Source organism: Halobaculum sp. EA56, assembly GCF_051195075.1.
GTDB lineage: Archaea > Halobacteriota > Halobacteria > Halobacteriales > Haloferacaceae > Halobaculum.
Window position 1 is genome coordinate 105,067 of the sequence record NZ_JBNTJX010000004.1, and the last position, 24,017, is coordinate 129,083.

At 70.7% G+C, this 24,017-nt stretch carries 26 protein-coding genes; 9 read left to right on the top strand and 17 right to left on the bottom strand.

The window, feature by feature from the left end:
• Window positions 1-106: 106 nt before the first annotated feature.
• Window positions 107-379 (top strand): DUF7111 family protein, encoded by a 273-nt coding sequence (locus ACQUQ1_RS08365; RefSeq protein WP_435063823.1) that lies wholly within the window; start codon window positions 107-109, stop codon window positions 377-379.
• A gap of 51 nt (window positions 380-430) precedes the next feature.
• Here ACQUQ1_RS08365 and ACQUQ1_RS08370 read toward each other — a convergent pair whose 3' ends face one another.
• Window positions 431-1,033, bottom strand: a complete 603-nt coding sequence (locus ACQUQ1_RS08370; protein WP_435063824.1) for a GNAT family N-acetyltransferase — start codon at window positions 1,031-1,033, stop codon at window positions 431-433.
• 91 nt (window positions 1,034-1,124) lie between these two features.
• Window positions 1,125-2,513 (bottom strand): NAD(P)/FAD-dependent oxidoreductase, encoded by a 1,389-nt coding sequence (locus tag ACQUQ1_RS08375; protein WP_435063825.1) that lies wholly within the window; start codon window positions 2,511-2,513, stop codon window positions 1,125-1,127.
• Window positions 2,514-2,634: 121 nt separating this feature from the next.
• Here ACQUQ1_RS08375 and ACQUQ1_RS08380 point away from each other — a divergent pair, with 121 nt between their 5' ends.
• The gene (locus tag ACQUQ1_RS08380; RefSeq protein ID WP_435063826.1) at window positions 2,635-3,636 is read left to right on the top strand and encodes a zinc-dependent metalloprotease; all 1,002 of its coding nucleotides are present in this window, start codon (window positions 2,635-2,637) and stop codon (window positions 3,634-3,636) included.
• A gap of 20 nt (window positions 3,637-3,656) precedes the next feature.
• On the opposite strand, the gene ACQUQ1_RS08385 is transcribed toward ACQUQ1_RS08380, so the two are convergent.
• The 3 genes from ACQUQ1_RS08385 to ACQUQ1_RS08395 all read right to left on the bottom strand — a co-directional run bounded on the left by ACQUQ1_RS08385 (window position 3,657) and on the right by ACQUQ1_RS08395 (window position 4,496).
• Window positions 3,657-3,833, bottom strand: a complete 177-nt coding sequence (locus ACQUQ1_RS08385; protein ID WP_435063827.1) for a hypothetical protein — start codon at window positions 3,831-3,833, stop codon at window positions 3,657-3,659.
• Window positions 3,834-3,894: 61 nt separating this feature from the next.
• A complete protein-coding gene (locus ACQUQ1_RS08390) occupies window positions 3,895-4,116 on the bottom strand; it encodes a hypothetical protein (protein ID WP_435063828.1) in 222 nt (73 codons plus the stop codon).
• On the bottom strand, window positions 4,116-4,496 hold the full coding sequence (locus ACQUQ1_RS08395; RefSeq protein ID WP_435063829.1) for a nuclear transport factor 2 family protein: 381 nt from the start codon (window positions 4,494-4,496) through the stop codon (window positions 4,116-4,118). The genes ACQUQ1_RS08390 and ACQUQ1_RS08395 overlap by 1 nt, the downstream gene beginning before the upstream one ends.
• 134 nt (window positions 4,497-4,630) lie before the next feature.
• On the opposite strand from ACQUQ1_RS08395, the gene ACQUQ1_RS08400 reads away from it, so the two are divergent.
• Window positions 4,631-5,014 (top strand): hypothetical protein, encoded by a 384-nt coding sequence (locus ACQUQ1_RS08400; RefSeq protein ID WP_435063830.1) that lies wholly within the window; start codon window positions 4,631-4,633, stop codon window positions 5,012-5,014.
• 190 nt (window positions 5,015-5,204) lie between these two features.
• On the opposite strand, the gene ACQUQ1_RS08405 is transcribed toward ACQUQ1_RS08400, so the two are convergent.
• From ACQUQ1_RS08405 to ACQUQ1_RS08420, 4 genes are read right to left on the bottom strand one after another with little or no spacing between them, the layout of a single operon-like run.
• On the bottom strand, window positions 5,205-6,713 hold the full coding sequence (locus ACQUQ1_RS08405) for an RtcB family protein (protein WP_435063831.1): 1,509 nt from the start codon (window positions 6,711-6,713) through the stop codon (window positions 5,205-5,207).
• A 35-nt stretch (window positions 6,714-6,748) separates the two neighbouring features.
• On the bottom strand, window positions 6,749-7,903 hold the full coding sequence (locus tag ACQUQ1_RS08410; RefSeq protein ID WP_435063832.1) for a DoxX family membrane protein: 1,155 nt from the start codon (window positions 7,901-7,903) through the stop codon (window positions 6,749-6,751).
• Between the two features lie 47 nt (window positions 7,904-7,950).
• Entirely contained in the window at window positions 7,951-8,433 is a 483-nt protein-coding gene (locus ACQUQ1_RS08415; RefSeq protein ID WP_435063833.1) for an archease, read from the bottom strand.
• Window positions 8,434-8,469: 36 nt separating this feature from the next.
• Window positions 8,470-9,774: a DUF502 domain-containing protein gene (locus tag ACQUQ1_RS08420; protein WP_435063834.1), complete on the bottom strand. Its 1,305-nt coding sequence runs from the start codon at window positions 9,772-9,774 to the stop codon at window positions 8,470-8,472.
• A 137-nt stretch (window positions 9,775-9,911) separates the two neighbouring features.
• On the opposite strand from ACQUQ1_RS08420, the gene ACQUQ1_RS08425 reads away from it, so the two are divergent.
• The gene (locus tag ACQUQ1_RS08425) at window positions 9,912-10,385 is read left to right on the top strand and encodes a GNAT family N-acetyltransferase (RefSeq protein ID WP_435063835.1); all 474 of its coding nucleotides are present in this window, start codon (window positions 9,912-9,914) and stop codon (window positions 10,383-10,385) included.
• A 305-nt stretch (window positions 10,386-10,690) separates the two neighbouring features.
• On the opposite strand, the gene ACQUQ1_RS08430 is transcribed toward ACQUQ1_RS08425, so the two are convergent.
• Window positions 10,691-11,803, bottom strand: a complete 1,113-nt coding sequence (locus ACQUQ1_RS08430) for a pyridoxal-phosphate-dependent aminotransferase family protein (RefSeq protein ID WP_435063836.1) — start codon at window positions 11,801-11,803, stop codon at window positions 10,691-10,693.
• Between the two features lie 205 nt (window positions 11,804-12,008).
• Here ACQUQ1_RS08430 and ACQUQ1_RS08435 point away from each other — a divergent pair, with 205 nt between their 5' ends.
• The 3 genes from ACQUQ1_RS08435 (at window position 12,009) to asd (ending at window position 15,591) form a co-directional block, all read left to right on the top strand.
• Window positions 12,009-13,037, top strand: coding sequence for a cupredoxin domain-containing protein (locus ACQUQ1_RS08435; protein ID WP_435063837.1), 1,029 nt, complete (start codon window positions 12,009-12,011; stop codon window positions 13,035-13,037).
• 150 nt (window positions 13,038-13,187) lie between these two features.
• Complete coding sequence (locus ACQUQ1_RS08440; protein ID WP_435063838.1) at window positions 13,188-14,366, top strand: cystathionine gamma-synthase; 1,179 nt, start codon at window positions 13,188-13,190, stop codon at window positions 14,364-14,366.
• Between the two features lie 184 nt (window positions 14,367-14,550).
• Complete coding sequence (gene asd / locus ACQUQ1_RS08445; RefSeq protein WP_435063839.1) at window positions 14,551-15,591, top strand: aspartate-semialdehyde dehydrogenase; 1,041 nt, start codon at window positions 14,551-14,553, stop codon at window positions 15,589-15,591.
• 42 nt (window positions 15,592-15,633) lie between these two features.
• Here the strand turns inward: asd and ACQUQ1_RS08450 are convergent, their stop codons facing one another.
• The 3 genes from ACQUQ1_RS08450 to ACQUQ1_RS08460 form a co-directional block, all read right to left on the bottom strand.
• On the bottom strand, window positions 15,634-15,813 hold the full coding sequence (locus tag ACQUQ1_RS08450; protein WP_435063840.1) for a hypothetical protein: 180 nt from the start codon (window positions 15,811-15,813) through the stop codon (window positions 15,634-15,636).
• Between the two features lie 98 nt (window positions 15,814-15,911).
• On the bottom strand, window positions 15,912-16,235 hold the full coding sequence (locus tag ACQUQ1_RS08455; RefSeq protein WP_435063841.1) for a hypothetical protein: 324 nt from the start codon (window positions 16,233-16,235) through the stop codon (window positions 15,912-15,914).
• A gap of 102 nt (window positions 16,236-16,337) precedes the next feature.
• Window positions 16,338-16,517 (bottom strand): hypothetical protein, encoded by a 180-nt coding sequence (locus ACQUQ1_RS08460; RefSeq protein WP_435063842.1) that lies wholly within the window; start codon window positions 16,515-16,517, stop codon window positions 16,338-16,340.
• An 86-nt stretch (window positions 16,518-16,603) separates the two neighbouring features.
• On the opposite strand from ACQUQ1_RS08460, the gene ACQUQ1_RS08465 reads away from it, so the two are divergent.
• Window positions 16,604-17,209 (top strand): CFI-box-CTERM domain-containing protein, encoded by a 606-nt coding sequence (locus ACQUQ1_RS08465; RefSeq protein WP_435063843.1) that lies wholly within the window; start codon window positions 16,604-16,606, stop codon window positions 17,207-17,209.
• A 17-nt stretch (window positions 17,210-17,226) separates the two neighbouring features.
• On the opposite strand, the gene ACQUQ1_RS08470 is transcribed toward ACQUQ1_RS08465, so the two are convergent.
• The 4 genes from ACQUQ1_RS08470 to ACQUQ1_RS08485 form a co-directional block, all read right to left on the bottom strand.
• Window positions 17,227-17,790 carry a hypothetical protein gene (locus ACQUQ1_RS08470; RefSeq protein ID WP_435063844.1) on the bottom strand — a complete coding sequence of 188 codons (564 nt, stop codon included), beginning with the start codon at window positions 17,788-17,790 and terminating at the stop codon, window positions 17,227-17,229.
• Window positions 17,787-18,287 carry a hypothetical protein gene (locus ACQUQ1_RS08475; RefSeq protein WP_435063845.1) on the bottom strand — a complete coding sequence of 167 codons (501 nt, stop codon included), beginning with the start codon at window positions 18,285-18,287 and terminating at the stop codon, window positions 17,787-17,789. The genes ACQUQ1_RS08470 and ACQUQ1_RS08475 overlap by 4 nt, the downstream gene beginning before the upstream one ends.
• Window positions 18,288-18,412: 125 nt before the next feature.
• Window positions 18,413-20,140: an Nramp family divalent metal transporter gene (locus ACQUQ1_RS08480; RefSeq protein ID WP_435063846.1), complete on the bottom strand. Its 1,728-nt coding sequence runs from the start codon at window positions 20,138-20,140 to the stop codon at window positions 18,413-18,415.
• 155 nt (window positions 20,141-20,295) lie between these two features.
• Window positions 20,296-23,370, bottom strand: coding sequence for an FAD-binding and (Fe-S)-binding domain-containing protein (locus tag ACQUQ1_RS08485; protein ID WP_435063847.1), 3,075 nt, complete (start codon window positions 23,368-23,370; stop codon window positions 20,296-20,298).
• A gap of 165 nt (window positions 23,371-23,535) precedes the next feature.
• Between ACQUQ1_RS08485 and ACQUQ1_RS08490 the strand changes: the two genes are divergently transcribed.
• Window positions 23,536-23,907, top strand: a complete 372-nt coding sequence (locus ACQUQ1_RS08490) for a VOC family protein (protein WP_435063848.1) — start codon at window positions 23,536-23,538, stop codon at window positions 23,905-23,907.
• The last annotated feature ends 110 nt before the right edge of the window (window positions 23,908-24,017 follow it).

A 24,017-nucleotide genomic window follows, 5' to 3' on the forward strand; every position in this document is an offset into this window, starting at 1 on the left:
TTTTCACCGCGCCAGCGACGCGGCCGTCACGCGTGCGGACCGCCGAGCGGCGACGCCCGCCGCGCCGGACCGCAACCGCCGAGTACCTCCCGGCCCAGGCACGGGTATGAGCAGCGCCGAGTCCGACGACGTCGCCGCGACGTACCGCGAGACCGACGCCGAGCGCCTGCTGACGTTCGAACGGGACGGCCGCCGCGCCGCGGTCGCACAGAACCTCGAGGGGTACGCCATGCTGAAGGTGCGCGATGGCGGCGCCGACGGCGACGAACTGGAGCGCTACTACGGCCTCGACATGGCCCTGGACCACGTCGCCGAACTCCTCGGCGTCGCGGTCCACGACCTGCCGATCCCGGAGGACGCCGAGGACATGGGGATGTAAGCCGGGTCGGGGGCTCCGCCCCTCGGCGCCGCCGCGGTCGCGTTCCCGCTGTTACAGGTCGTCGGTCCCGACCGCCATCCGGTGCCGATACGGTTCGAAGCCCAGTTTTCGGTAGAACGCGAGCGCGCGGTCGTTGTCCGCGTCGACGTCGAGCGCCAGCTCCGCGCAGGCAGTCTCCTCGGCCCGTTCCCGGACCCGGTCGATCAGGTCGCGCGCCACCCCGGTCCCCCGGTGTTCCGCGTCGACGTAGAGGTCGCCGACGACGAGGCGGTCCGGGCGGTCGAACACGCGCGGCGCGCGGTCCGTCTCGCAGGTGACGAAGCCGACGAGCGGCGCGTCGGTCGCCGCGATGGCAGTCCCGCCCGGATCCCCGTCGGCCCTGTCGACCGCGTCGTCGGCTCTGCCGGCTCCGTCCGCTCGCTCCGACCCGTCCCCGTCGGGGGCGTCGCGGACGGCCACCCACGTCGCGAACCCGTCGTCGGAGAGGCGGTCGAGGCGGAACTCGGTCTCGGCGTCGACGAGTTCCTCCTCGGGGAGGTCCGCCAGCGCGTGCCGGTCGACGGCGGCGGCGAGGTCGCGGTGGTGCGGGAGCCACAGGTCGGCGACGAACCGGCGGACGGCCGCCTCGTCGGCGCGGAGGGGGACGATATCCATACGCACCGCCCGCGCGGGCGGACGAAAAACGTCACGCACCGGGGTCGTCGAGGCGACGGCGGACCTCCCGGGAGAGACGTGAGACGGGACGTCAGTACGCGTACTCGTCCTCGGTCAACTGAACGTACCCGCCGTCGCGGTGCTGCCACTTGATCCACTTGTACTGCAGGAGGAGCTTCGTCGCCCCCCACCCCGCGCCGAACTTCTGTTCGAACATGCGGAACCCCCGCTCCTCGGCGAGCATCCGCCGGGCGATCCGGAAGGCGTCGTCCCAGTCCTCGGGGTCGTAGTCGCGGCACAGCTCCGCGAGGGCGACGTTGCGCAGCACCTCGTCGCCGATGGCCTCCTGCCAGCGGTCGTTGTAGGCCGAGACGTCGCCAGCGGCGGCGAGCTCGCCCGCGATGGCGCCCGTGCGGACGGCGACGTGGTCGCCGCCCTCGTGGAACGCGCTCGTGGCACCCATCGCCCCGCCCGTCACGCAGACGCCGGCGTCGACGGGGCTCTCGATGGGTCTCGTCGAGGAGATGGGGTACGTCTCGGTTCCCTTCGACTTCCCGGCGTCCTCGACGACGGGGAAGTCCTCCTCGACGTCGTACTCGTCGCCCCACTCGCGCTCGAGGAGGCGGCGGACGTACTCGCCGCCCGAGGGGACGCGCTCGTCGTCCTCGCGGAGCAGCGCGTACGCCCCGGGGTCGTCGACCTCGTCCAGGTCGAGGCCGATGGGCATCGTCAGCCCGACGCGGCAGACGCGGTCGGCGTTCGGGAACACCCACGGATACGCGGTGTGGCCGGGCATGACGCCCCACCAGAACGTGATGGCCCCCTCGACCTCGTCGTACACCTCCTCGGGGAAGCGCCGGTACTCCTGGTAGGCGATGTGGTTGGCCTTCGTCGAGGCGAGGCGCTCGGAGGCCTCGCGGCCCTCGGGGAGGAAGCGGTCGAGCACCCGGTTCGTCACGGTCCGCTGTGGGCCGTCGGCGAGCACCAGGAAGTCGGCGCCGACCTCCTCCCCGGAGGCGACCGAGAGGACGTGACGCGGGCCGTCGCCGCCGACCGAGAGGTCCGTCTCGACGTCCTTCACCGACGCCTGCACGCGGTACTCGGCGCCGGCCTCCTCCGCCCGGTCGCGCAGGAAGTCGTCGAAGCGGGCCCGGTGCATCGTGTAGCCGAAGTTGTCGTAGCTCGACTCGATGCCCGTCGACCGGAGGGTGCACGCCTCGGTCGGGCCGACGAACTCGGCGCGGTCGAGTTCCCCCTGGAGGACGCCCTCGGGGAACTCGTCGGGGTGGATGCCCATGATGTCCACCCAGTAGTCGAGGATGCCGGCGGCGTCCGTCGAGTCGGGGCCGAGGCGGTCGCGGTCGGCGCGCGGCACCCCCTTCTCGAGGACGAGCGCGTCGGCACCGCGCGAGGCGGCGGCGTGGGCGGCGGCCGACCCCGCCGGCCCGCCGCCGACGATGGCGACGTCGACTCGGTGCATGCCCCAAGGGGGCCGCCAAACGCTCTTAAATCGCCCGAAGCGCGCCCGGATCCCCCGACGCCCCCACCTCCGGAGCAGCGACGGGGAGAAGGCCTATCCCGACGCCTCCCCGAACTCGGGTATGGATCTCTCGCGGAGCGTTCGCGCGATCGCGGACGCCGCCGACGCGCCGGACGGCGTCGTCGACTGGGACGCCGTCGCGGAGGCGGCGAAGGGGGGCTGCGAGCCGGGCGACCTGCGGATGGAGCCGGCCGAGCGCGAGGCGTTCGCCGACGACGTGCGCGCCGCCCGCGACGGGCTCCGGACCGCCTCGGGCGTCGAGTTCGACCTGCCCGAGAGCGTCGAGGTGCAGCACAGACACCACTGGATCGACGCCAACGTCGACACCTTCCGGCGGGTGATGCGCCCGCTTGAGGAGCACGGCGCCGGCGTCTTCCCCGGCGTCGCCCGCTCGGTCAACTCCGGGACGATGGCGATCACCCTCGCCTTCCTCGCGCGCAACGTCCTCGGGCAGTACGACCCGCTGCTGCTCGCCGACGGCGACGACCACGGCCTGTACTTCGTCCGGCCGAACATCCGGAGCGCGGCCGTCGAACTCGACGTCGGCTACCCGCGGTTCCGCCGCTGGATCGCCTTCCACGAGGTGGCACACGCCGCCGAGTTCGGCGCCGCCCCGTGGCTGCCCGGCTACCTGGAGGAGCGGGTCGAGGAGGGTATCGCGTCGATGACGGACGGATCGTCGCTCATCGACGTGATCGACCGTACCGGCGGGGGCGACGGCCGCGGACCGAGGGAGGCGTTCGCGGAGCTCAACACGGCGATGACGGCCGTCGAGGGGTACGCGGAGCTCCTGATGGACCGCGCGTTCGACGACGAGTACGACGACCTCCGCGCGAAACTCGACGCCCGTCGCCGCGGCGGCGACCCGCTCACGAACCTCCTCAAGCGCCTGCTCGGGTTCGGGATGAAGCGCCGGCAGTACGAGCGCGGCGCGGAGTTCTTCTCGGCCGTCGCCGACGCCACGGACCTCCGAACGGCCTCGCTGGTGTGGGAGCGTCCGGAGAACCTCCCGAGCGACGACGAACTCGACGACCCCGCGGCGTGGCTCCGGCGGGTCGCCTGAGCCCCCCGGCCCGCCCGCGGTCAGAAGGTCGCGTCGTCGATCACGTGCCGTGCCGCCGCGAGCACGACCACTCCCGCGACAGCCGCGGCGACCTCGGCCGGACCGTCGGCCGCCGGGAGGACGACCGCGGCGAACGCCGCGAGCGCGGCGAGGAACGCGGCCGCGGCGACCAGGATCGCTCTCGACTTCCGGTTCACGTGTCGGTGGGGTTCCGTGTAGGGGAAAAGGCTGACGACGGCGTGTCACCGAGTCCCGGGGCTACCGCTTCGGCGAGAACTCCCGGAGCGTCCGCACCACGAACCAGGTCAGGACCGCGCCCACGAGCAGCGAGACGCCCACCGCGGCCGCGACCTGTGCCGGGGTCGGATCGAGCTGCAGCGCGACGAGGCCGCCGGAGACGCCCACGAGGAGGACCATCCCGATCTTGAGTCGGTTGTTGGTGGCCACGCGCTCCTCGTCGCTGATGCTGGGGCCGACCATCAGCGATCGAGGTCCGTCGCGGCCGAGACGTGCATTCCCGCGAACGCCCAGCCGTCGTCGGTCGGGAGCAGGGTCCCGCTCCAGCGCGTCTCGAAGGAGCGCTCGCGGAACCCCTCGGTGTCGTACCACGACAGCGCCACCTCGTCGGCCACGGCGGCGCCGCCCTCGCGCTCGACGACGTGCAGGTCCCTGCTCTCGACGGTCCAGTCCTCGGTCGTCCGGGTCTGCTCGCGGAGCCCCCTGGCCACCTCGGCGTACCCGACCAGCCGCTCCTCGATGCCGACCTTCACGGTCTCGGGCGACTCGACGAAGAACGGGGCGAGCGCCTCGCCGGCCCGGAGGGCGTCGTAGTACGCCCGGACCGTCTCCTCGGGTGTCATCGGTTCACGTCTCGGGGCCGGGGGGCTTGAAATCCGCGTTCCCGGGGCCGTCGCACGCGCCCGTCCCCCCCCGATATCGCGACCCCCGGCCGTCGCGACGACGGACGCAAGTACCGTCGCCCCCTGCGTCGGGTATGGGCTATCCCGTCACGTACTACTGCCCCCGCTGCGGAACCCTCGCCGAACTGGAACGGGACGGCTACCTCTCGGACAAGGCCGTCACGCCCTACCCCTTCGAGGGGTGGACGTACGCCGCCCCCGACGAGGCGTTCGAGGACGGCGCCGCCGACGGCGTCGCGTTCGTCTGCGGCGAGTCGCCCCCGCCGGCCGAGGAGGACGCGGAGGGCTGCGGGGAACAGTTCTACCTCTCGTTCGTGAAGTTCGAGGACGGCGAGGAACTCGACCCGCGCCGCGCGGACACGGACGGCGAGACGGTCGAGCTCGCCGAGGGGAGCGTCCCCCGGTCCGGGCCGTCCGGCCCGGACGGCCCGTCGGGACCGACCGGAGGCTTCTACTGACCGGCCGGTCCCGCGTCGCGCCGGCGCGGGAAGTCCACCGTCCCCCACCGGTCCGAGCGTTGAAATACGATCCCGGGACCACACCCGCCGTGACCTGACGGTCGCCACGGCGCGAGCGCGGGTGTGCGACGCCGCGCGCCGTGGAGCGTCCGGGGCGTCGCCCGTCAGCCAGTCCCGCCGAGCCGTCGGGCTACCCCTTGATGTTGCAGACGGGGAAGGTGCGGACGACCTTGTCGCCGATGCCGAGCGCGTCGCTCACGCGGACGACCTCGTCGACGTCCTTGTAGACGCCCGGCGCCTCCTCCGCGACGGTCGCGCCGGACTGCGCCTTCACGTAGACGTGGTCCTGGTCGCGCAGTTCGTCCTGCACGGTCTCCCCCCAGTACTCCTGCTTGGCGGCGGTGCGGCTCATCGTCCGGCCGGCGCCGTGGGCGGTCGAGCCGAACGTCTCCGTCAGCGACTGCTCCCCGCCGACGAGGACGTAGCTGCCGGCGCCCATGCTCCCGGGGATGATCACCGGCTGGCCGACGTCGCGGTACGCGGCCGGCACCTCCTCGCGGCCGGCCGGGAACGCCCGCGTCGCGCCCTTCCGGTGGACGAACAGCTCGCGCTCCTCGTGGTCGACGGCGTCCTCGTCGGGGACGGCGGTGCCGTCGGCGTCGACGCCGACCTCGTGGACCTCCCGCTTCGCGATGTTGTGGGCCACGTCGTACAGGAGCTCCATCCCGAGGTCGTCGGCGTCGGCGCGGAACACGCGCTCGAACACGCGGCGGGTCCGGTGGGTGATGAGCTGGCGGTTCACCCACGCGAAGTTGATCGCCGCGCACATCGCGCCGTAGTACTCCTCGGCCAGTTCGGAGCCGGCCGGGGCGGCGGCGAGTTCCTTGTCGGGGAGCCGCTCCAGCAGGTCGCCGTGGCGCTGCTCGATCCGTCTGAGGTAGTCCGTACAGACCTGGTGGCCCAGCCCCCGCGAGCCGCAGTGGATCAGGACCACGATCTGGTCCTCGGCGAGGCCGAACGCGTCGGCGACGCCGTCGTCGAACACGTCGGTCACGCGCTGGACCTCCAGGAAGTGGTTACCCGAGCCGAGGCTCCCGAGCTGGTTCTTCCCGCGGTCCTTGGCCTTCTGTGAGACGTACTCCGGACGGGCGTCCGGCCGGTGCCCCTCGTCCTCGCAGTGTGCGAGGTCGCTCTCGCGGGCGTACCCTTCCTCCAGCGCCCACTCCATCCCCCGCTCCAGCACCGCCTCGACGGTGTCGACGCCGCTCTCGACGATACCGCCGCCGCCGAGCCCGGAGGGGACGTTGGCGAAGAGGCTGTCGACCAGCTCCTCCTCCTTCCCGCGAACGTCGTCGTAGGTGAGGTCCGTCCGGATCATCCGGACGCCGCAGTTGATGTCGTAGCCGACCGCTCCGGGGGAAATACAGCCGTCGGTCGCGTCGGTCGCGCCGACGCCGCCGACGGGGAAGCCGTACCCCTGGTGCCCGTCGGGCATGCAGACGGCGTACTTCGTGATCCCCGGGAGGTGCGTCGAGTTGCGCAGCTGCTGAAGGGTCTTGTCGTCGCCGATCTGCTCCAGCAGCGCGTCGCTCGCCAGCACCCGTGCCGGCGCGTTCATCCCGTCCTCCCGCGGGATCTCCCAGACGAACTCCCGGACCTTCCGGAGCTCGACCCCGTCGAACTCGCGTGTCTCGCTCATGTCCGTACCTCCCCCGGGCTGACGGAATAGCGTTACTACCGGTCGGCGTCGGTTCCCGACCGGTCGCCGCCGTCGGTCGCCCGCGACGGCCCGACCCCCGTGCCGGGGATCCCCATCTGGTTCGGCGCCCTGAACACCGCGGCGTCGACCGAAAGCGGGCCCGCTCCCGTCACGAGCAGCGCCGAGACCAGCCCGAACAGCGAGATGTGCGCGAGCACCGGGTCGTCCGCGAGCCCGAACAGCGTCGTCGTGAAGACGACGAAGGCCGCCGCCGACGAGGCGCGCGTGAACAGCCCGAGCACCAGCAGCACCCCGAGGAACAGTTCGGTGAGCGACGCGCCGAGCACCCACAGTTCCGGCGGCACCGGGACCAGCGTCGACAGTCCGTACTTCTCGACCACCGCGAGCGCCTGGTTCGGCGCGAGGAGCTTCTCGGCGAACGCGAGGTACGCGAAGACGACCCCCATCCCCACCCGGATCACCGTCGGGACGAACTGTCGGTACGGGTCGATCCGGTCGCCGACTGGGACCGCGATCCGTCGGTAGAAGGGGTCGAACCGCGAGTACACCGTCTCCTCGTTGGCGGCCATCTGCGCGATGACGTGGTCCGCGCTCGGGCGGCCGCCGCCGACGAGGACGACCGCGAGCAGGCCGGCGGTGTACTCGAACGCGAAGAACATCTCGGGGTGGAACGGGAGCAGTGCCAGGTACGACACCAGCGCGACCCCCGCGACGAAGCGGGTCGCGAGCCCGAACAGGAGCGCGAAGCCGACGGCGACGCCGAACAGGCGGACCGGGACGACGGTGTCGCCGGCGGTGACGAGCGGCGTGAACAGGTACCCCGCGAAGCCGGCGCCGACCATCGGGAGCCCCATGCTGAGCCGGAGGAGCCACGGCAGCAGGTCGGTGTACCGCGCGAGCGCGCGACGGAACGCCCGCACGTCGGCCCGAAGCGGCCGGAACAGGAGGTACGCCGCCATCGTCCCCAGGACCGCGACGCCGCCGCTCCCGAGCGCCAGGATCACGAGGGGGCTCGACAGCGCCCCGACGAGGAACGCGACCGGGTCGCCCCGCTCGCCGGCGTCGGTCACGTATTCCACGTGTGCGCTCGCGATGCCGGTCGCCGTCAGGACCGCGCCGAGGGTCGCGACGACGAGCCGGGTTCGTCCGTTCCGGGTGAGCGGTCGCATCACACGGGGATGCGCGTGCTCCGTGGTAAGTGCTGTGCCGCGCGTGCTCACACGTCGAAGACGACGTACGCCCGCCATCCCCCCTCGTCGGTCCGGTCGAGCGCCATCTCCGAGTACGTCACCGCCTTCACGTCGCGAGCGGTCACGTCCGCGAGCGGCACCCCCCGCGCCGAGGCGTCGACGACCCACTCGCCGTCCTCCTCCCGGACCGCCGCCCGGTGGTCGGTCGGCAGGACCCGGCGGACGTCCCGCTCGTAGATGCACTCGTCGAGGTAGTCGAACAGCGCCGCCTCCGGGGACTCGGCGCGAACCCGGATCGGGAACCGCTCCCCGCCGTCGGGGACCGCCTCGCACATCGCGGCCGTCAGGCCGTCCGCGACCGCCGCGAACACCCCGCCCAGGGTCGGCGCGGTCGCCTCGACGGCCACGTCTGCGGTGTGATCGCGGAGGTCGAACCTGCCGCGCGTCCGGTCGGCGTCGTCGTCGCCGTCGCCGGACGAGTCCTCGACGGTGTCGTATTCGTCGGTCACGGTGTCTGGTCGGAGTTCGCCCCGCCGGCTGTTAACTCACTCGTCGTCGGGGTCGTCCCGCACGTCGGGCCTCCCGTCGGTGGGGTCGTCCCCGCTGCGTCCCCCGCCGTCGCTCACCTGCCGGTCGGCGTCGGTCGGGGAGTCGCCTCCTTCGCCGTCGTCGCGACCGTCCGCGTCGGCCGAGCCGTCGTTCGGGGACCCCGGCCGCGATCCCTTCGCCGCCCCGGGACGCCCGTCGGTCGACTCCCGTTCCTCGGGGGGCCGGTCCGCGGCCCGTTCCGGCCGGTCCGACGTGGACTCCGACTCCGTCTCGTAGCGGCCCGCCTCCCGGGCGGGCGTCGACGTCGCTTCCGACTGCCCGTACAGGGAGTACGGTTGCTGCTCGTCCGCGAGCGCCTGTTCCTCCTCGTTCCCCTCCGGTTCCTCGCGTTGCTCGCGCGTCCGTCTGGCGATGTCGGTCGGCGTCTCCGACCGTTCGGGGTCGACCTGCCGGTCCCATCGCTCGTCCCGGTCCGGGTCCACCCCCTCGTCCCGTCGGACGTCCGGGGACTCGGCCTCCGGGTTCACCCGCTGGTCGGCGTGTTCGACGCCCGCGAGGCCGCGAAGCTCCTCCTCGGAGAGTCCCCCGTTGCCCGACGCGGCGCCGGACCCGCCGGCGACGGCGACGCCGCTGGTCACGACCGCCCGGATCCCCTCCTCGACGGTCATGTCGACGTCCATCACCCTGTCGGCGGGCACGTGAACGAGGTGTCCGCCCATCACGGGGTTGGGCGCGAGCGGGAGAAACAGCGTCAACATCTCGGCGTGGCCGGTCGGCTCGCGCAGCGGCTCCGGCGTCTCGGTCGTCAGGAACCCCAGCGTGTAGGCGCCCTCGTGGGGGAACTCCACCAGTTTCACCTCCCGGAAGTTCTGGGTGTCCTCCTCCAGCATGACGTCGGACATCTTCCTGAAGGACTCGTAGACGGAGCCGATTCCCGGGACGTGGGCCACCGCGGCGTCGAAGTAGTCGACCGCCACCTCGCCGAACCGGCTGGCGTTGACGAACACGCCGACGACGACGATGACGTACAGGAGGACCAGGGGCGTGAGCACCTCGATCAGCGTCTCCTTGCCGACGGCGAGCGTCCCGGCCGGGGTCGACAGCGAGTAGCTCGCCTCCGGCCCGAGATCCAACACCAGCGTCGAGAACAGGTCGAGGTACTCGTAGACGTACTGCGCCGCGACGGCGAGCACGATGAGCGAGATGAGCAGCGGAACGATCACCGCGACGCCGGTCACGAACGCGCTGTGAAACATCCCGACGACCGCCCTGCAGAGGTCGCGGGCCGACCAATCCGTCATTGTTCTCCTCCCACGAGAGTCGGGTCCAAAACCGTTCTGCCCGCGCCTTCCGGTTCACCGACCCCCGCGCCGGCCGCCCACGAGAGGGTCGCCACCGACGGTGGAGTTAAATGCTCGTCAGCAGTAGCGAACGTGTAGTGAGTGTCAACGTCGAAACGCGCGTGGATCCCCCGGGCGACGACACACATGTGGAGGACGCCTGGGCGCTGAAAGAGGAGATCCGGGAGGCCGAGGGCGTGCTGAAACAGCGCCGCGGCTTCTTCACGAACGCGTACCGGCGCGCCGGCTGTCACCTCCTCTTCGAGGACGAGGAGCTCGTCGGCTTCGCCTCCGCGCGTCGCGACGGCTACATCCTGTTTCTCGCGGTGGCGCCGCGGGCCCGCGGCCGGGGGTACGGCGAGCGCCTCGTCGCCGAGGTCGCCGAGGAGAACCGCTCGGTTTCGTGTCACGCCCGGACGACCAACGATGCCGCGCTGGACTTCTACGAACACATCGGGTTCGAGGTCGTCCGCCGCATCGAGAACTACTACGAGGACGGCGGCGACGCCTTCTACCTGAAGCTGGGCGACGGCTCCTCGCTCGCCGACCGACTCTCGAAGTTCCTCCGCTGAGGCGGGGGCGCTCCCGGCGGGACGCGACCGTCCGCCGCTCCGGCAACGGTTTGTACCCCGACCCGCTAGCTCCGGGCGCGCGCCTTCAGTCCCCGCCCCAGTGAACCCGCCAGGGTGCGATGACGGTGCGGAGAACCCGGGCGCGCGACATACGGCCCGTCGCGAGCCGCGATCGCGACCGCCCGGCACGAGGGTTTCCCGGCCGACGCGGCACGCCGCCACGGGATGACGCCGGATCGTTAGTGTTCCGGGCGACACCGTTCACGCCGAGCGCGAGCCACGCGACACCTACAGCTCCGAGACGCCTACAGCCCGGCGACGTCCTCGATGGCGTCCGTCAGCCGCCGGATCGACTCGACGTCGTGTTCGCCCATGTGGCCGATGCGGAACGTCTCCTCGCCGAGCTGTGACCCGTACCCGTTCGAGAACACCATGTCGTACCTCTCGGACACCTCCTCGATGGTGGCGGCGACGTCGATCCCCTGCGTGTTCTCGATACAGGCGACCGTCTGTGACTCGTACCCCTCCTCGGGGAACACGTCGAAGTGCTCGCGGGCCCACTCGCGGGTGTACTCGGCCATCTCGCGGTGGCGCTCGGAGCGCGCCTCGTGGCCCTCCTCCAGCATGTGTTTCATCTGTTTCCGGTACGCCAGCATGACCGGGATCGCGGGCGTCGAGTGGGTCTGTCCCTTCCGGTCGTAGTAGTCGAGCGCGCGCTGGAAGCCGCCGTACCACGAGGCGGAGTCCTTCTCCAGTTCCCGCTCGTAGGCCTCGTCGCTGACGACACACACCGCCAGTCCCGGCGGCATCGCGAACGCCTTCTGCGTGGACGCGAAGATCACGTCGATCCCGTGGGCGTCGATGTCGACGTAGTCGCCCCCCAGCGACGACACCGCGTCGACGACGAAGTACGTGTCCGGGTACTCGTCGACCACGTCCCCGATCTCCTCGACCGGGTTGCGGACGCCGGTCGAACTCTCGTTCTTCACGCACGCCACCACGTCGTAGTGCTTCTCGCCGGACTCGATGGCCTCCCGGACGTCCTCGGGCTTGACCGCCTCGCCCCAGTCGTACTCCAGCCGGTCGACGTCCTTGCCGAGGCGTTCGGCGACGTTCGCGTGGCGCTCGCTGAAGCTCCCGCACGTCGCCACGAGGATGTTCTCGTCGACGAGGTTGAGCGTCGAGGCCTCCCAGAACTCGGTGCCCGACGCCGTGAGGATCATCACGTCGTTGTCGGTACCGAGGAACTCCCGGGTGTCCTCGACGATGGTCGTGTAGAGGTCGGTCATCCGGTCCATCCGGTGGCCGAACATCGGCCGACACATCGCCTCGATCACGTCCTCGCGCACCTCGGTCGGGCCCGGGATGTACAGCGTCTTGTCGGGGTAGTCGTCCGTATACTCGCGTTTCTTGGTCACAGAACCCACCTCCGTGGAGCCACCTCCGCGGGCGGACGGCATGGTACTTGTGATTCCCACACCGGCGCCGAGCAGTCTCGCGACACGAACCCGGCATCCGCGACGACAGTACGAGTCGTTCGACTGAAACGCACCGTGTTGTCATGGAGAAATAATATTTATTTGATACTAATCGAGTCTCCCCGAAGGGGTGTGAAGTGATAACATGAAACAAGACCGAGCGAAGCGGGAGGATCGGTTCGACACGTCCATCGCCGCCGCGCGACGGACGATACTGAAAGCCGCCGGCGCCTCCGCGGCGATCGGGGTCGGGTCCGGCGTCGCCGGGGGACGCTCACGTGGAGGAACCGCCGCGCACGGTTCGGAACACGGGGACGGATCTCGGGGGCCCCCGCACATCGATCCGGTCTTCGGGAAGGCCGTCGCCGGGGGCAACCCATGTGCGAACGCCGGTGACGGTGAGCCCCCCGGGGACGACTGCTTCGACGAGTTCAGGCCGCCCCTCCGTCCCAGCAGCGAGGTCGAGGTCCACATCGACGTCCCGGGCATACTGTTCGCCTTGGCGAGCCAGGGAGTGCTGTCGGAGGAGACGACCGCGAGCATCAACGAGGCGGCCGCCGACGGGTCGATCGCCGGCGACGACGACACGCTCCACAAGCCGGACCAGTCGGTGACGGTCGATCTGCCGGGCGGCGGGACCGAGGAGATCACGGTCCGGCAGATCGCGCGGCTGGTCGCGACCATGGTCGGGTTCCACTACGACCCGGCCGGCCTCCGGGTGGAACCGGGGGACGTGGTCCTCTTCAGCGCGGAGACGCCCGACCACGCCGTCGCCGCGTACCACGAGCGCCACGGGCGTCAGAACCGCGTCCCCTCGGGCGCGCCGCCCGTCTCGTCGCCGCTCATCCCGGTCGGCGGCTACTGGCTCTACCGGTTCGAGGACGAGGGCGTCTACGACCTCTACTGTCCGCCCCACCAGGTGTTCGGGATGGTCATGCGCGTCGTCGTCTACGACGGCTCGGGCGACGTTCCGACGGTCGAGGACTCCGTCGATCCGGGGACCGGCCGGCCGCCCGAGGACGAGAACTGGCTCCCGTCGGTTCTCGGGGGCCTCGACCCGAACGTCCCGAGCTCGGCCGAGGCGCTCGGGACGAACGCGCTCGACCCCGAGCGGATCGTGAGCGAGGACGCGGTCCACTGGGAGGAAGTGGTCGCGGAGCACAGGGGCGGGTGAGGGTCCGCTCCGCGGCTTTGTCCGCGGACGCGTGACGCCGGGGATACCGTCCCCGGACCGTCGCGGGCGCGTCCGGACGCCGGCGCGGTCAGGCCCGCCGGGACGCGCTCGATGGCAAGAGTCAGGCGGCCGGGGGTTCTCGTGGGACCCATGACCGACGACGGCGACGCGGCTCCCGGCTACCGCATCGAGACGGACGCGGTCCACGCGGGCCAGGACCCGGACCCGGAGACGGGCGCGCTGATGACGCCCATCTACGCCAACTCCACGTACGAGCAGGACGCCCCCGGCGACCACCGCGGCTACGAGTACAGCCGGACCGGCAACCCCACCCGAACCGACCTGGAGGCCAACCTCGCGGCGCTGGAGGGCGGCGAGTACGGCCGCGCGTTCTCCTCTGGGATGGGGTCGATCAACACCGTGCTCAACCTCCTGTCGGCGGGCGACCACGTGGTCACCGGCGACGACGTGTACGGCGGCACCCACCGCATCTTCACCCAGGTGTACGAGGAGTACGACCTCGAGTTCGACTTCGTGGACACGACCGACCACGACGCCGTCCGCGACGCGATGCGGGAGGAGACCGAGCTCCTGTGGGTCGAGACCCCCACGAACCCCCTGATGCGCGTCAACGACATCGACGCGCTCGCGGACGTCGCCCACGAACACGACGCGCTGTGTGCCGTCGACAACACCTTCGCGACGCCGTACCTCCAGCGTCCGCTGGAACACGGCGCCGACATCGTGAGCCACTCGCTGACGAAGTACCTCGGCGGCCACTCCGACGTGGTCGGCGGCGCGCTCGTCACGGACGACGCCGACCTCGACGAGCGCATCGGCTTCTACCAGAACTCCGTGGGCGCGACGCCGTCGCCGTTCGACTGCTTCCTCGTGCTCCGCGGGACGAAGACCCTGCCGGTGCGGATGGATCGCCACTGCGAGAACGCCCGCGACCTGGCGGCATGGCTCGACGACCACGACGCCGTCTCTCGCGTCTACTACCCGGGGCTCGACTCCCACCCCCAGCACGACCTCGCGAGCGAGCAGATGGACGACTTCGGCGGCATGCTCTCGTTCGAGTTCGACGGCACGCTGGAGCAAGCCGGCACCGTCGTCGAGGAGACGGAGGTGTTCACGCTCGCGGAGAGCCTCGGCGGCGTCGAGAGCCTCATCGAGCAGCCCGCGGCGATGACCCACGCGGCCATCCCGCGCGAGGAGCGCGAGGCCGCGGGCCTCACGGACGGCCTCATCCGCGTTTCGGTCGGCGTCGAGCACGTCGAGGACATGAGGGCGGACCTCGACGCCGCGTTCGACGCCGCGCGGGAGTAGTCCGGGGGTGCGGCGGCCACTCCGTTCCGTCGCCGCCGGCCGACGATCCGTCGGCGACCGTCCGCACGAGCCGACGAGTTCTCGGCACCTCGCCGTCGCTCCCGACGGACCGCGGCCGCGGCAATCCTCGCCGTTCCACACCGTATCCGAAGCGTCTTATTCGCGTGTGACACAGGGGCACACAATGACGCACCGAGTCGGCATCCTCGGCGCCACCGGCGCCGTGGGCCAACGGTTCATCCAGCTGCTCGACGGCCACCCGCAGTTCGAGATCGCGTGTCTGACCGCCAGCGACGCCTCCGCGGGGAAGCCCTACGGCGAGGCGGCGAAGTGGCGCCTCGACACCGAGATCCCGGAGCCGGTACGGGACATCACCGTCCGCGCGACCGATCCCGACGAGATCCCCGACGACGTCGACCTCCTGTTCTCGTCGCTCCCCTCCGGCGTCGCCGCCGAGATCGAACCCGACCTCTGTGAGGCCGGCTACGTCGTCTCCTCCAACTCCTCGAACGACCGCATGGCCGAGGACGTGCCGCTCACCATCCCCGAGATCAACCCCGGGCACCTCGACCTGATCGAGGTACAGCGCGACGAGCGCGGCTGGGACGGCGCGCTGGTGAAGAACCCGAACTGCTCGACGATCACAATGGTGCCGACGCTGGCGGCCCTCGCGGAGTTCGGCCTCGAACGCGTGCAGGTGTCGACCCTGCAGGCCGTCTCGGGGGCGGGCTACTCCGGCGTCACCTCGATGGAGATCATCGACAACGCCGTCCCGCACATCGGCGGCGAGGAGGAGAAGATGGAGACCGAGAGCCGGAAGCTGCTGGGCGAGTTCGACGGCGCGGAGCTGTCGCTGCACCCCGCGGAGGTCGCCGCCTCGTGCAACCGCATCCCGACGATCGACGGGCACCTGGAGAACGTCTTCGCCGAGCTCGCCGAGGAGCCGACTCCCGCCGAGGTCCGCGAGGCGATGGCGTCGCTCCCGGGCGCGGATCTGCCCTCCTCGCCGGAGAGCCTGATCCACGTCTTCGGCGAGGACCGGCCCGAGCGCCCGCAGCCCCGGATGGACCGGATGCGCGGCGACGGCATGCAGGTCGTCGCCGGCGGGGTGCAGACGACGCCCGCCGGGGTGAAGTACAACTGCCTCGCGCACAACACGATCCGCGGCGCGGCGGGCGCCTCCCTGCTCAACGGGGAGCTGCTCGCGAACGAGGGCTGGATCTGAGGCGGGGACCCGACGCGGGGGTGGTCGCTCCCCCGTCCGCGATCACTCCAGCAACGCCGCGTCGGTCACCCGCATGTAACCGAAGACGGCGAGGACTGCGATCAGCGCCAGCGCCGGCTGGTAGACCCCCTCGGCGAGGAACCGCATCGCGACGAGCACCGCGCCGACGAGGATCGTCCGGTGGAGGAGGACGCCGAGCAGTTCGCTGATCGCGCCGAACACGACTGTACAACGTCGTAGCTGGTGAAAAGCTCACCGTCCGGCGGAGGCGGCGCGGGCGGAGGACGGTGCCGTGGTTCGGGGCGCGGGGTCGCCCGGACTCACCCGTTCCGCCACACGAGCAGCCCTGCCACGACGAGCATCGCCCCGATCCCGATCATGACGGGACCGATCCCGCCGCTGGACCCGACGCCGCCGGCGGCCGCGTCGGCCGTCCGGGGGTCCGTCAGCAGGAGCAGCGCCTTGTCCTGCGGGAGGGTCGCCGGGTAGGTCGTCCCCGCCGGAACCTGGAAGAACCGAACGAGCGACGGCGTCGCGTCCGCGGACCCGGTGACGACCCCGGCGTACGTGCCCAGGCCGGCGACGATGACCCCGAGGAGGGCGATATCGAGCCCGTTCCCGCGCGGCGTCGGAAGGGTTGTCATCGGTTCGCATACGTGGTCGAGCGGTGTACCCTTTCGGGTCCGCTCGACCCGGACGTCGTCCGTCGGATACCGGTCCCGCTCCGCCGTCGTCGGTCCTCCGGCTTACCGCACGAGCATGGCGTCGGTGTATTCGAGGTACAGCAGGAAGCCGAGCGGGAGCAGCAGTCCCCCGGCGGCGACGAACAGCCCCTCCGCGAGGAGCTTCCCGACGATCGCGAGGACCGCGAGGAAGATGACGGTGTTCAGTGGGCTCGCGAGGACCAGATCGATGGATTCGGACATATCGGCTGTCGGTCGCGGACGGACAAGAGTCCTCCGCGTTCGTCGCGCCGGGGGGATTTTTGTCACGGTACCCGGTAGCGACACCCATGGACGAGGAGTCGTCGAACGACGACCCCGGAGACGAGACGCATCCCGGCGCCGAGGCGGCCGTCGGCGACGGCCGGCCGAAGTACGTCGAGGTGGTCACGCTCGACGGCGACCGTCACGAACACGGGGATTCGTACCTCCGAGAGACCGAGGACGCCTTCTTCGTCTCTCCGGAGCCGGAGTTCTCCCGGTCGGAGACCGCCGTCTACGAGAAGGAGTCGCTCGCACGAGTGAGCGTCGAACAGCACCACAGCGCGTGCTTCGTCACGACCGCGGTCGCGGGCGAGGAGGAGACGCTCGCGACGCTCCGGACGTTCCGTGACGACGTGCTTCGCCCCTCGCCGGTGGGCCGCCCGCTGGTCGGGGTGTACGAGCGCGTCAGTCCGCCCGTGGCGGACACGCTGGCCGAGAACCCTCGGGGGCGAACCGCCAGGGCCGTCCGCGGACTGGTGCGCCGCTGTGCGGCGCTCGCGCGACGGCGGGAGGCGGCCGGACCCGTCGGCTCCGCGGCTCTGTCGGCGACGCTGACGGCGCTGTACGTCGTGGGCGTCGGCGTCGCGGTCGCCGGCCACCTCGCGACGGTCGGTCGGTCGGCGATCGGGTGACGGGCCGGGGCCGGCCCTCAGCCGAAGAACCGCCGGAGGCTCTCGCCGGGGCGGTAGCCAAGTCCCGACTCCGAGACGACCTCGAACCCTTCGCGGTCGGCCAACGGCGACAGCGTCTCGACGAACGCGTCGGGCGAGAACTCGTCGTCGTGGATCCGGTAGGCGTTGCTCGTGTCGTCGACCGCGTAGACGCCGACGCGGGGGTTGCCGAGCCGCCCGCCGTCGCTGACGAGGACACGGTCGAGCGCGTCGTAGGAGAGCCACGTCACCGCGTCGGCACGCGCGAGCACCTCGTCGATGCCGTACTCGGTCAGGAGCTGTCGCATGGCCGCGGCCTCCCGGCGGTGCTTGCGGGCGCCGAGCCCGAACAACGGCGTGACGAGCCCGTACTCCGCGAGGTGGACGCCGTCGGTGGCGAAGAACACCTCGGCGATCCGAAGCGGGAACGAGCCCGTCATGCCGAAGTGGACGTGTGCCTCCACCTCGATGCCCGAGCGCATCTCCTCCCGCCGGTTCACCCCCTCATCTCCCGTCGGACCGGGGACGTCTTCGCCCGACCCGTCCGGACCGTGGGCGCTCACGTGCCACCCCCGCCGTCCGGCCTCGGGTTCCCACCGGTCCCGCCGTACGCGAGGTACGCGAACAGGTACGACCCGGCCACGAACAGCAGTCCCGCGAGGAGCGACGTCTCGAGGGCGAGATACACTCCGGCGGCGAGCCCGAGCACGGCGGCGGCGACGGCCGCGCGCGTTCGCAGGGGGTAGCCGCCCTCCCCGCGGTCGGTCGCGTCGCCCGCCCGCCCGTCCGCCCCCCCGCGGGCGGCGTCCGCCGCGTCGTCGCCGCCGGCGTCGAGGCCGAGCCGCCGCTCGAACAGGTACGTCACGGTCATCAGCGACACCGTCGCGACCGTGATCGCGGCGCGAACTGACGCCGGTACCGTCACCCCGGCCGCGCTGCGGAGCGCGAGCGGTGCCCCGATCGCGGCGAGGCCGCCCAGATAGATCGCCAGTCGATACGTCACCAGCAGTCCGCCGAGTTCGTCGAGCCGTCCCGTGTTCCGGTGTGTCTGGTCTGTCATCTCCGTGCTCTCTCCTCCGGACGCCGTCGTCGGGCGGCTCCCGGGTCGACGTTCCGTCCGCGCGGTCCCTCACCCGTCGTCGTGCGCTCTCGGTAAAAAATCGGTCGGCCGGGTCGGCGCGGCGCTCAGGCGAGCAGTCCCCGCGCCTCGTCGGCCTGCTCCACCGTGTCGCTCGACTCCAACTTCGCCCGCGCGGAGCGGAACATGGTGTACACCTGGACTACGAGCGCGAGCAGCCACAGGACGTAGCCGCCCGCGCCGCTGCCCATCACGCCGACGGTTGTCTCGAACGTCGTGAGGCCGAACCGACTGACCAGCTGGCTGCTGATGAGCAGCACGCTGAAGTAGCCGAAGAAGCCCGTCGCCCACCACATCGCGACGACACGACCCCAGCCGGGCTGGGTATGCTCGGGGAGCCGCGTCGTGTTGAGGATGGTGACGAGGGCGTTGTACGGCCACATCATCACGCCGGCGATCGCCGCGCCGAGCACGAGCAGGATCCACGGCTGAGACAGCTGGAGCCCGATGATGGCGATCCCCCACAGCGTGAACACCGTGAGCAGGCCGATGAACACCCGGTTGAGGTCCCAGCCGGCCTCCCGTCCGTACATCTCGAAGAGGATGTCGACGCTGTTGCGGACGAACGACTCCAAGATCGCGTACTGGGTCGAGAACAGCGCGATGAAGATCACCACGTATAGCAGCGCGGCGCTCACTCCGCCGACTGCCGGAATGATGTCGGTGAGCCACATCTCGATGGCGCCACGGTCGGTCCCGGCGGCGTACTCCGCGGAGACGGTCATCGCGACCGTCGCCACGACGAGCAGCCCCACGACGAACGTGAGGAAGTGTTCCTGCTGGCAGATCTTCCACCACGCGCGCCACCGGCGCATGTTTGTCCCCGTCGGCTCGAAGGTGAACCCGTTCTCGTGGACCGTCTCGATCTCGCCCTCCCCGGTGCGCAGCGGGTTCAGGACGCGGCCTTGGTAGGTCGCCATCCCGTACCCCTTCTCGCGGGCCCACACGCCCTGCGAGAGGTTGATGTACCCGCCCGCGCCGGCGTACGCCAGCCCCCCGAGGAACACCGCGATGTCCATGTCCTGCGGGAGCGCGCCGAAGTTGACGGCGCCGCCGGGCACGTTCGCCAGCTGGCCGAACGACCCGACGATGAACACGAGCACGACCGCACCGAGGATCGCGACCACCATCAGCGCGACCTGCGCCTTCTCGATGATGTTGTAGATGACCGGGCCGGCCTGGTAGGACAGCCAGATCAGGATCATCAGCCCGATGCCGATGGCGGGCCAGTTGGACGTGCTCAGTCCGACGGCGGCCGCCCCGACCTTCGAGGCGCCCGCTGCCCACCCGGGCCAGCCCACGTGAATGAACCCCGCGACCAGGAAGAACCACGGCCAGAACGAACTCATCCGTTCGAACGCCCGGAAGATGCTCTCCCCGGTGGCGATGGTCCACCGTTGCAGTTCCGTGTTGATGAAGAACTGCGTGATCACGCCGACCCAGAACGCCCAGTACAGGCCCCAGCCGTTCTGGGCGATGAGCGTCGGCCAGAACATCGTCTCTCCGCTGCCGAGCGAGGCGCCGAGCATGATCGCGCTCGGCCCGACGATGTGTGAGACCTTCGGGACCTTCGGGAGGTCCGCCTTCTTGAACCGCCCCTTCCCGTCCGTGTCCGGGTACTCGGCAGTCTCGGGTGCGGTCTCCAGGGACTCGTAGTCGATATCGCGATACACCGTATCGCGGTACTGTTCTCCGACCTCGTCCTCCGCGAAGATGTCCGCGTCCTTCCCCGTGGAGGTGACGCCTCCGTCCGTGCGTGTCTCGTCAGAATCCATGGCTTTGTGTTGCACCTCTCCGTCGCACGTTACCGCGTGTCGAGATTCGTGCTACCGTGCCACGTACCACAGTAACCGACATGTTCGACTATGTATTATAACTTTATCGGAAAATCGGGCCGATATCCCGGGAAACCGACCCCGAACGCGTCGGATTACTCGGCCAGCGCGGCCGCCACCTTCTCGATCGGGTGGGGCGGCTGCTCGCTCGCGCCCTCCCTGTCGCCGAGCTGGGACCGGCAGGACGCGCCGGGCGCGGTGACGCGCTCGGCGGGGCTCTCGTCGACGGCCTCGAACAGCATCGACCCGATCGCCTTCGAGAGCTCGTAGTGTTCGGCCTCGTAGCCGAAGCTGCCGGCCATCCCGCAACAGGAGGTGTCGAGCGGGTCGACCTCGTACCCGGCCCGGCGGAGGACCCCCACCGCGTGGTGGTCCTTGTTCATCGACTTCTGGTTGCAGTGGCCGTGGTAGGCGAGCGACTCGCCGAGGTCCTCGGCGTCGCGGAACTCGATCGCCTCGTCGAGGCGGGCGGTGTCGACGTACTCCAGCACGCCGTAGCTGGCGGCCGAGACGGCCTCGACCGCGTCGCCGTCGAGGAGGTCCAGGTACTCGTCCTGGAACATCACCGCGTCGGACGGCTCGACGAAGACGACAGCGTAGCCGTCGTCGACGAGGGGGTGAAGCTTCTCGACGTTCTCGGCCGCCCGGTCGCGCGCCTTGTCGAGGAAGCCGCTGGAGAACGCCGCCCGCCCGGAGGCGGCGAGGTCGTCGGGCACCCGCACGTGGACGTTCGCCGCCTCGAGCACCTCGACGGCGGCCATGCCCGCGTCGGGCATGCTGTAGTTCGTGTACGTGTCCGGGAACAGCACCACCTTGGCGTCCGCCTCCGACTCGCTCACCCGCGCGCCGCCGCGGCGCTCCCACCGCTTGCGGAACGTGTCGCGGGTGAACGTGGGGAGCTCGCGCTCCTTCGCGATGCCGAGGGCCTTCTCCATCACCGTCCGCGCGCCGGGGAGCTCCGTCGCCGCGTTCGCGACGGGCGCGAGCGCGCTCCCGATCCGGCTCGCGGCGTCGATGTCGGCGAATACCCGCTCGCGGAGGCCCGCGCCCTCCCTCTCGTGGTGCTCGTGTTTCACCTCGGCCTTGAGTTTCGCGAGGTCGACGCCCGTCGGGCAGTCGGACATGCAGCCCTTGCAGCCGACACAGAGGCCCAGCACCTCCTCCTGGAACCGGTCGGAGTGGATCTCCTCCTCGGGGAGCTCCCCGGAGATGGCCGCGCGGAGCATGTTCGCGCGCCCGCGGGTCGCCTGGATCTCCTCCTTCGAGGCGCGGTAGGTCGGACACATCACGTCCCCCTGGGTCTCCCGACAGGTCCCGCAGCCGTTACACAGCTCCACGAGGTGGGAGAACCCGCCCTCGTCGTCGAAGTCCAGCGCGGTCTGCGGCTCGATGGACTGGTACTCCGCCCCGTAGCGGAGGTTCTCGCGCATGTCCGTGTCGGCCGCGGAGTCGGGGTAGCCGCGCTCCTCGGCGGTCTCGGCGTCGACGTAGACCACCTTCCCGGGGTTCATCCGCCAGTCGGGGTCGAACGTGGACTTCAGCTCCTGGAACGCCGTCCAGAGGTCCTCCCCGTACATCTTGGGGTTGAACTCCGTGCGCGCGAGGCCGTCGCCGTGCTCCCCGGAGAACGCCCCGAAGTGGTCGAGCACGAGGTCGGTCACGTCGTCGGTGATCGAGTGCATCTTCTGGATGCCCTCGTCCTCCTTGAGGTTCAGGATCGGCCGGATGTGGAGCGTCCCGGACCCCGCGTGCGCGAAGTAGGCGGCGGAGGTGTCGTGCGCCTCCAGCACGTCCTCGAACTCCTGGACGTACTCCGCCAGCTCCTCGGGGGGAACGGTCGCGTCCTCGATGAACGGGTACGGCTTCGGGTCGCCCTGCAGGCTCATCAGCAGCGGGATCGCCGCCTTCCGGAGCTTCCAGAGGTCCTCCTGCGCCTCCTCGGTGTACGCCTCCAGCACGTCGAAGGCCGGCCCCTCCGTGACGAACTCCTCGGTGGTGTCGGCCATCGCCGCCTCGAAGTCCGGCGCCTCGCCCGACGACTCGCCGTCGGGCGAGTGGGAAACGAGCTCGGAGTCCCACTCCAGCATCAGCGCCGCCGCGGTGCCGTCTGGGATGGGCTCCTCGTACTGGGCGTACTCGGTCGACTCGCGCGCCAGCCGGAACACCTCGTCGTCCATCAGTTCCACCGCGCTCACGGGGTACTCCAGCGCGACGGGCACCGCCTCCATCGCGTCGACCAGATCCTCGAAGCAGTACAGCGCCAGCGCCGTCTCCTCGGGCTTCGTGACCAGCGAGACGGTCGCCTCGACGATGGTGCCGAGGGTGCCCTCCGCGCCGACGAACAGCTTCGAGAGGTTGATCACCTCCTCGCCGTCGTCGTTCTCGTAGATCACCTTGTGGAGGTTGTACCCCGACACCGACCGCTTGAGGTTCGGGTACTTCTCGTCGATCTCCTCGCGGTTCTCCTCCACCAGCCCCTCGACGGTGCGGTACAGCTCGGCCTCGATGCCGCCGCCCTGGATGATCTCCTCGTGCTCCTCCGAGTCGAGGACGACCTCGCGGGTGTGGATACGCGTGCCGTCCGCGAGCACGACCTCCAGCTCCTCGGTGTATGCGTCGGTGATCCCGTAGCGCACCGAGTGCGCGCCCGTCGAGTTGTTGCCGATGCCGCCGACGACGGTCGCCCGCCCGGAGGACGCCGGGTCGGGGGCGAACTTCAGGCCGTCCTCCGCGAGCCGGGCGTCGAGGTGGTCCTGGACGACGCCGGGCTGGACGGTCGCCTCCTGCGCCTCGGTGTCCACGTCGACGATGTCGTCCATGTGCTTCGTCGTGTCGATGACGACGCACCCCGGCCCGACCGACTGCCCCGCGAGCGACGAGCCGGTCCCGCGGGGGAGCACCGGGACGCCGTGGTCGGCGGCCACCTCGTGGACCGCGACCACGTCGTCGACGTCGCGGGGACACACCACGCCCGCGGGCTTCGCCTGGTAGATCGACCCGTCCGTCGCGTACAGCACCTGCGCGTACTCGTCGAACTGCACCTCGCCCGCGACGCGCTCGCGGAGGTCCGACGCGAGCGCGGCGTACGCCGGCACGTCGGGACGGTCGTGACCCAGCGACGCGGCCGACGTGTCCCACCGACCCGCCGGACCGCTGTCGTGTGTTGCCATGGGGTACCCGAGGGAACAATCGTGTAAAAGCTCTTTGTCAAATGTTGCCACTCGGCGTCCCACTGGTGCCGCCGTCGTGGGATCACGTCCGGGCGCCGGCCCGGGCCCGCTCGCCGGCTTGCGCCGACGCCAACGGTTATGCCGGTCCGCGTGCGGGAACCCGACATGGCGTTCATCCACGTCTGTCTCAACGTCGCGGACGCGGACCGCGCGGCCGACTGGTACGCGGAGAACCTCGGGTTCGAGCGGACCTGGGAGTTCACCACCCCCGACGGCGACACGAGGAACGTCTACGTCGGCGACGAGAACGGCGTCGAGCTCCAGCTGTCGGACACCGACGGCGAGGACGAGTTCGAGGCGGGCACCGCCTACGACCACTTCGCGGTGAAGGTCGACGACGTCGACGCCGCCTTCGAGCGCATCGACCACCACGGCGTCGTGGAGGAGCCGGGCGACCAGCCGGCGGCCGGCGCGCGGACGGCGTTCCTGAAGGACCCCGACGGCCACACCGTGGAACTGGTCGAACCGCTGGAGTGAGGCGGGCCGGATCCGCCGGAGCGGGGGGACCGCTCGCGACGGTCGACCGCGGTTTCCCGCGGGGGCAATACTGTGTCAAGGACTAACGTTTATGAAACCGCCCTGAGACG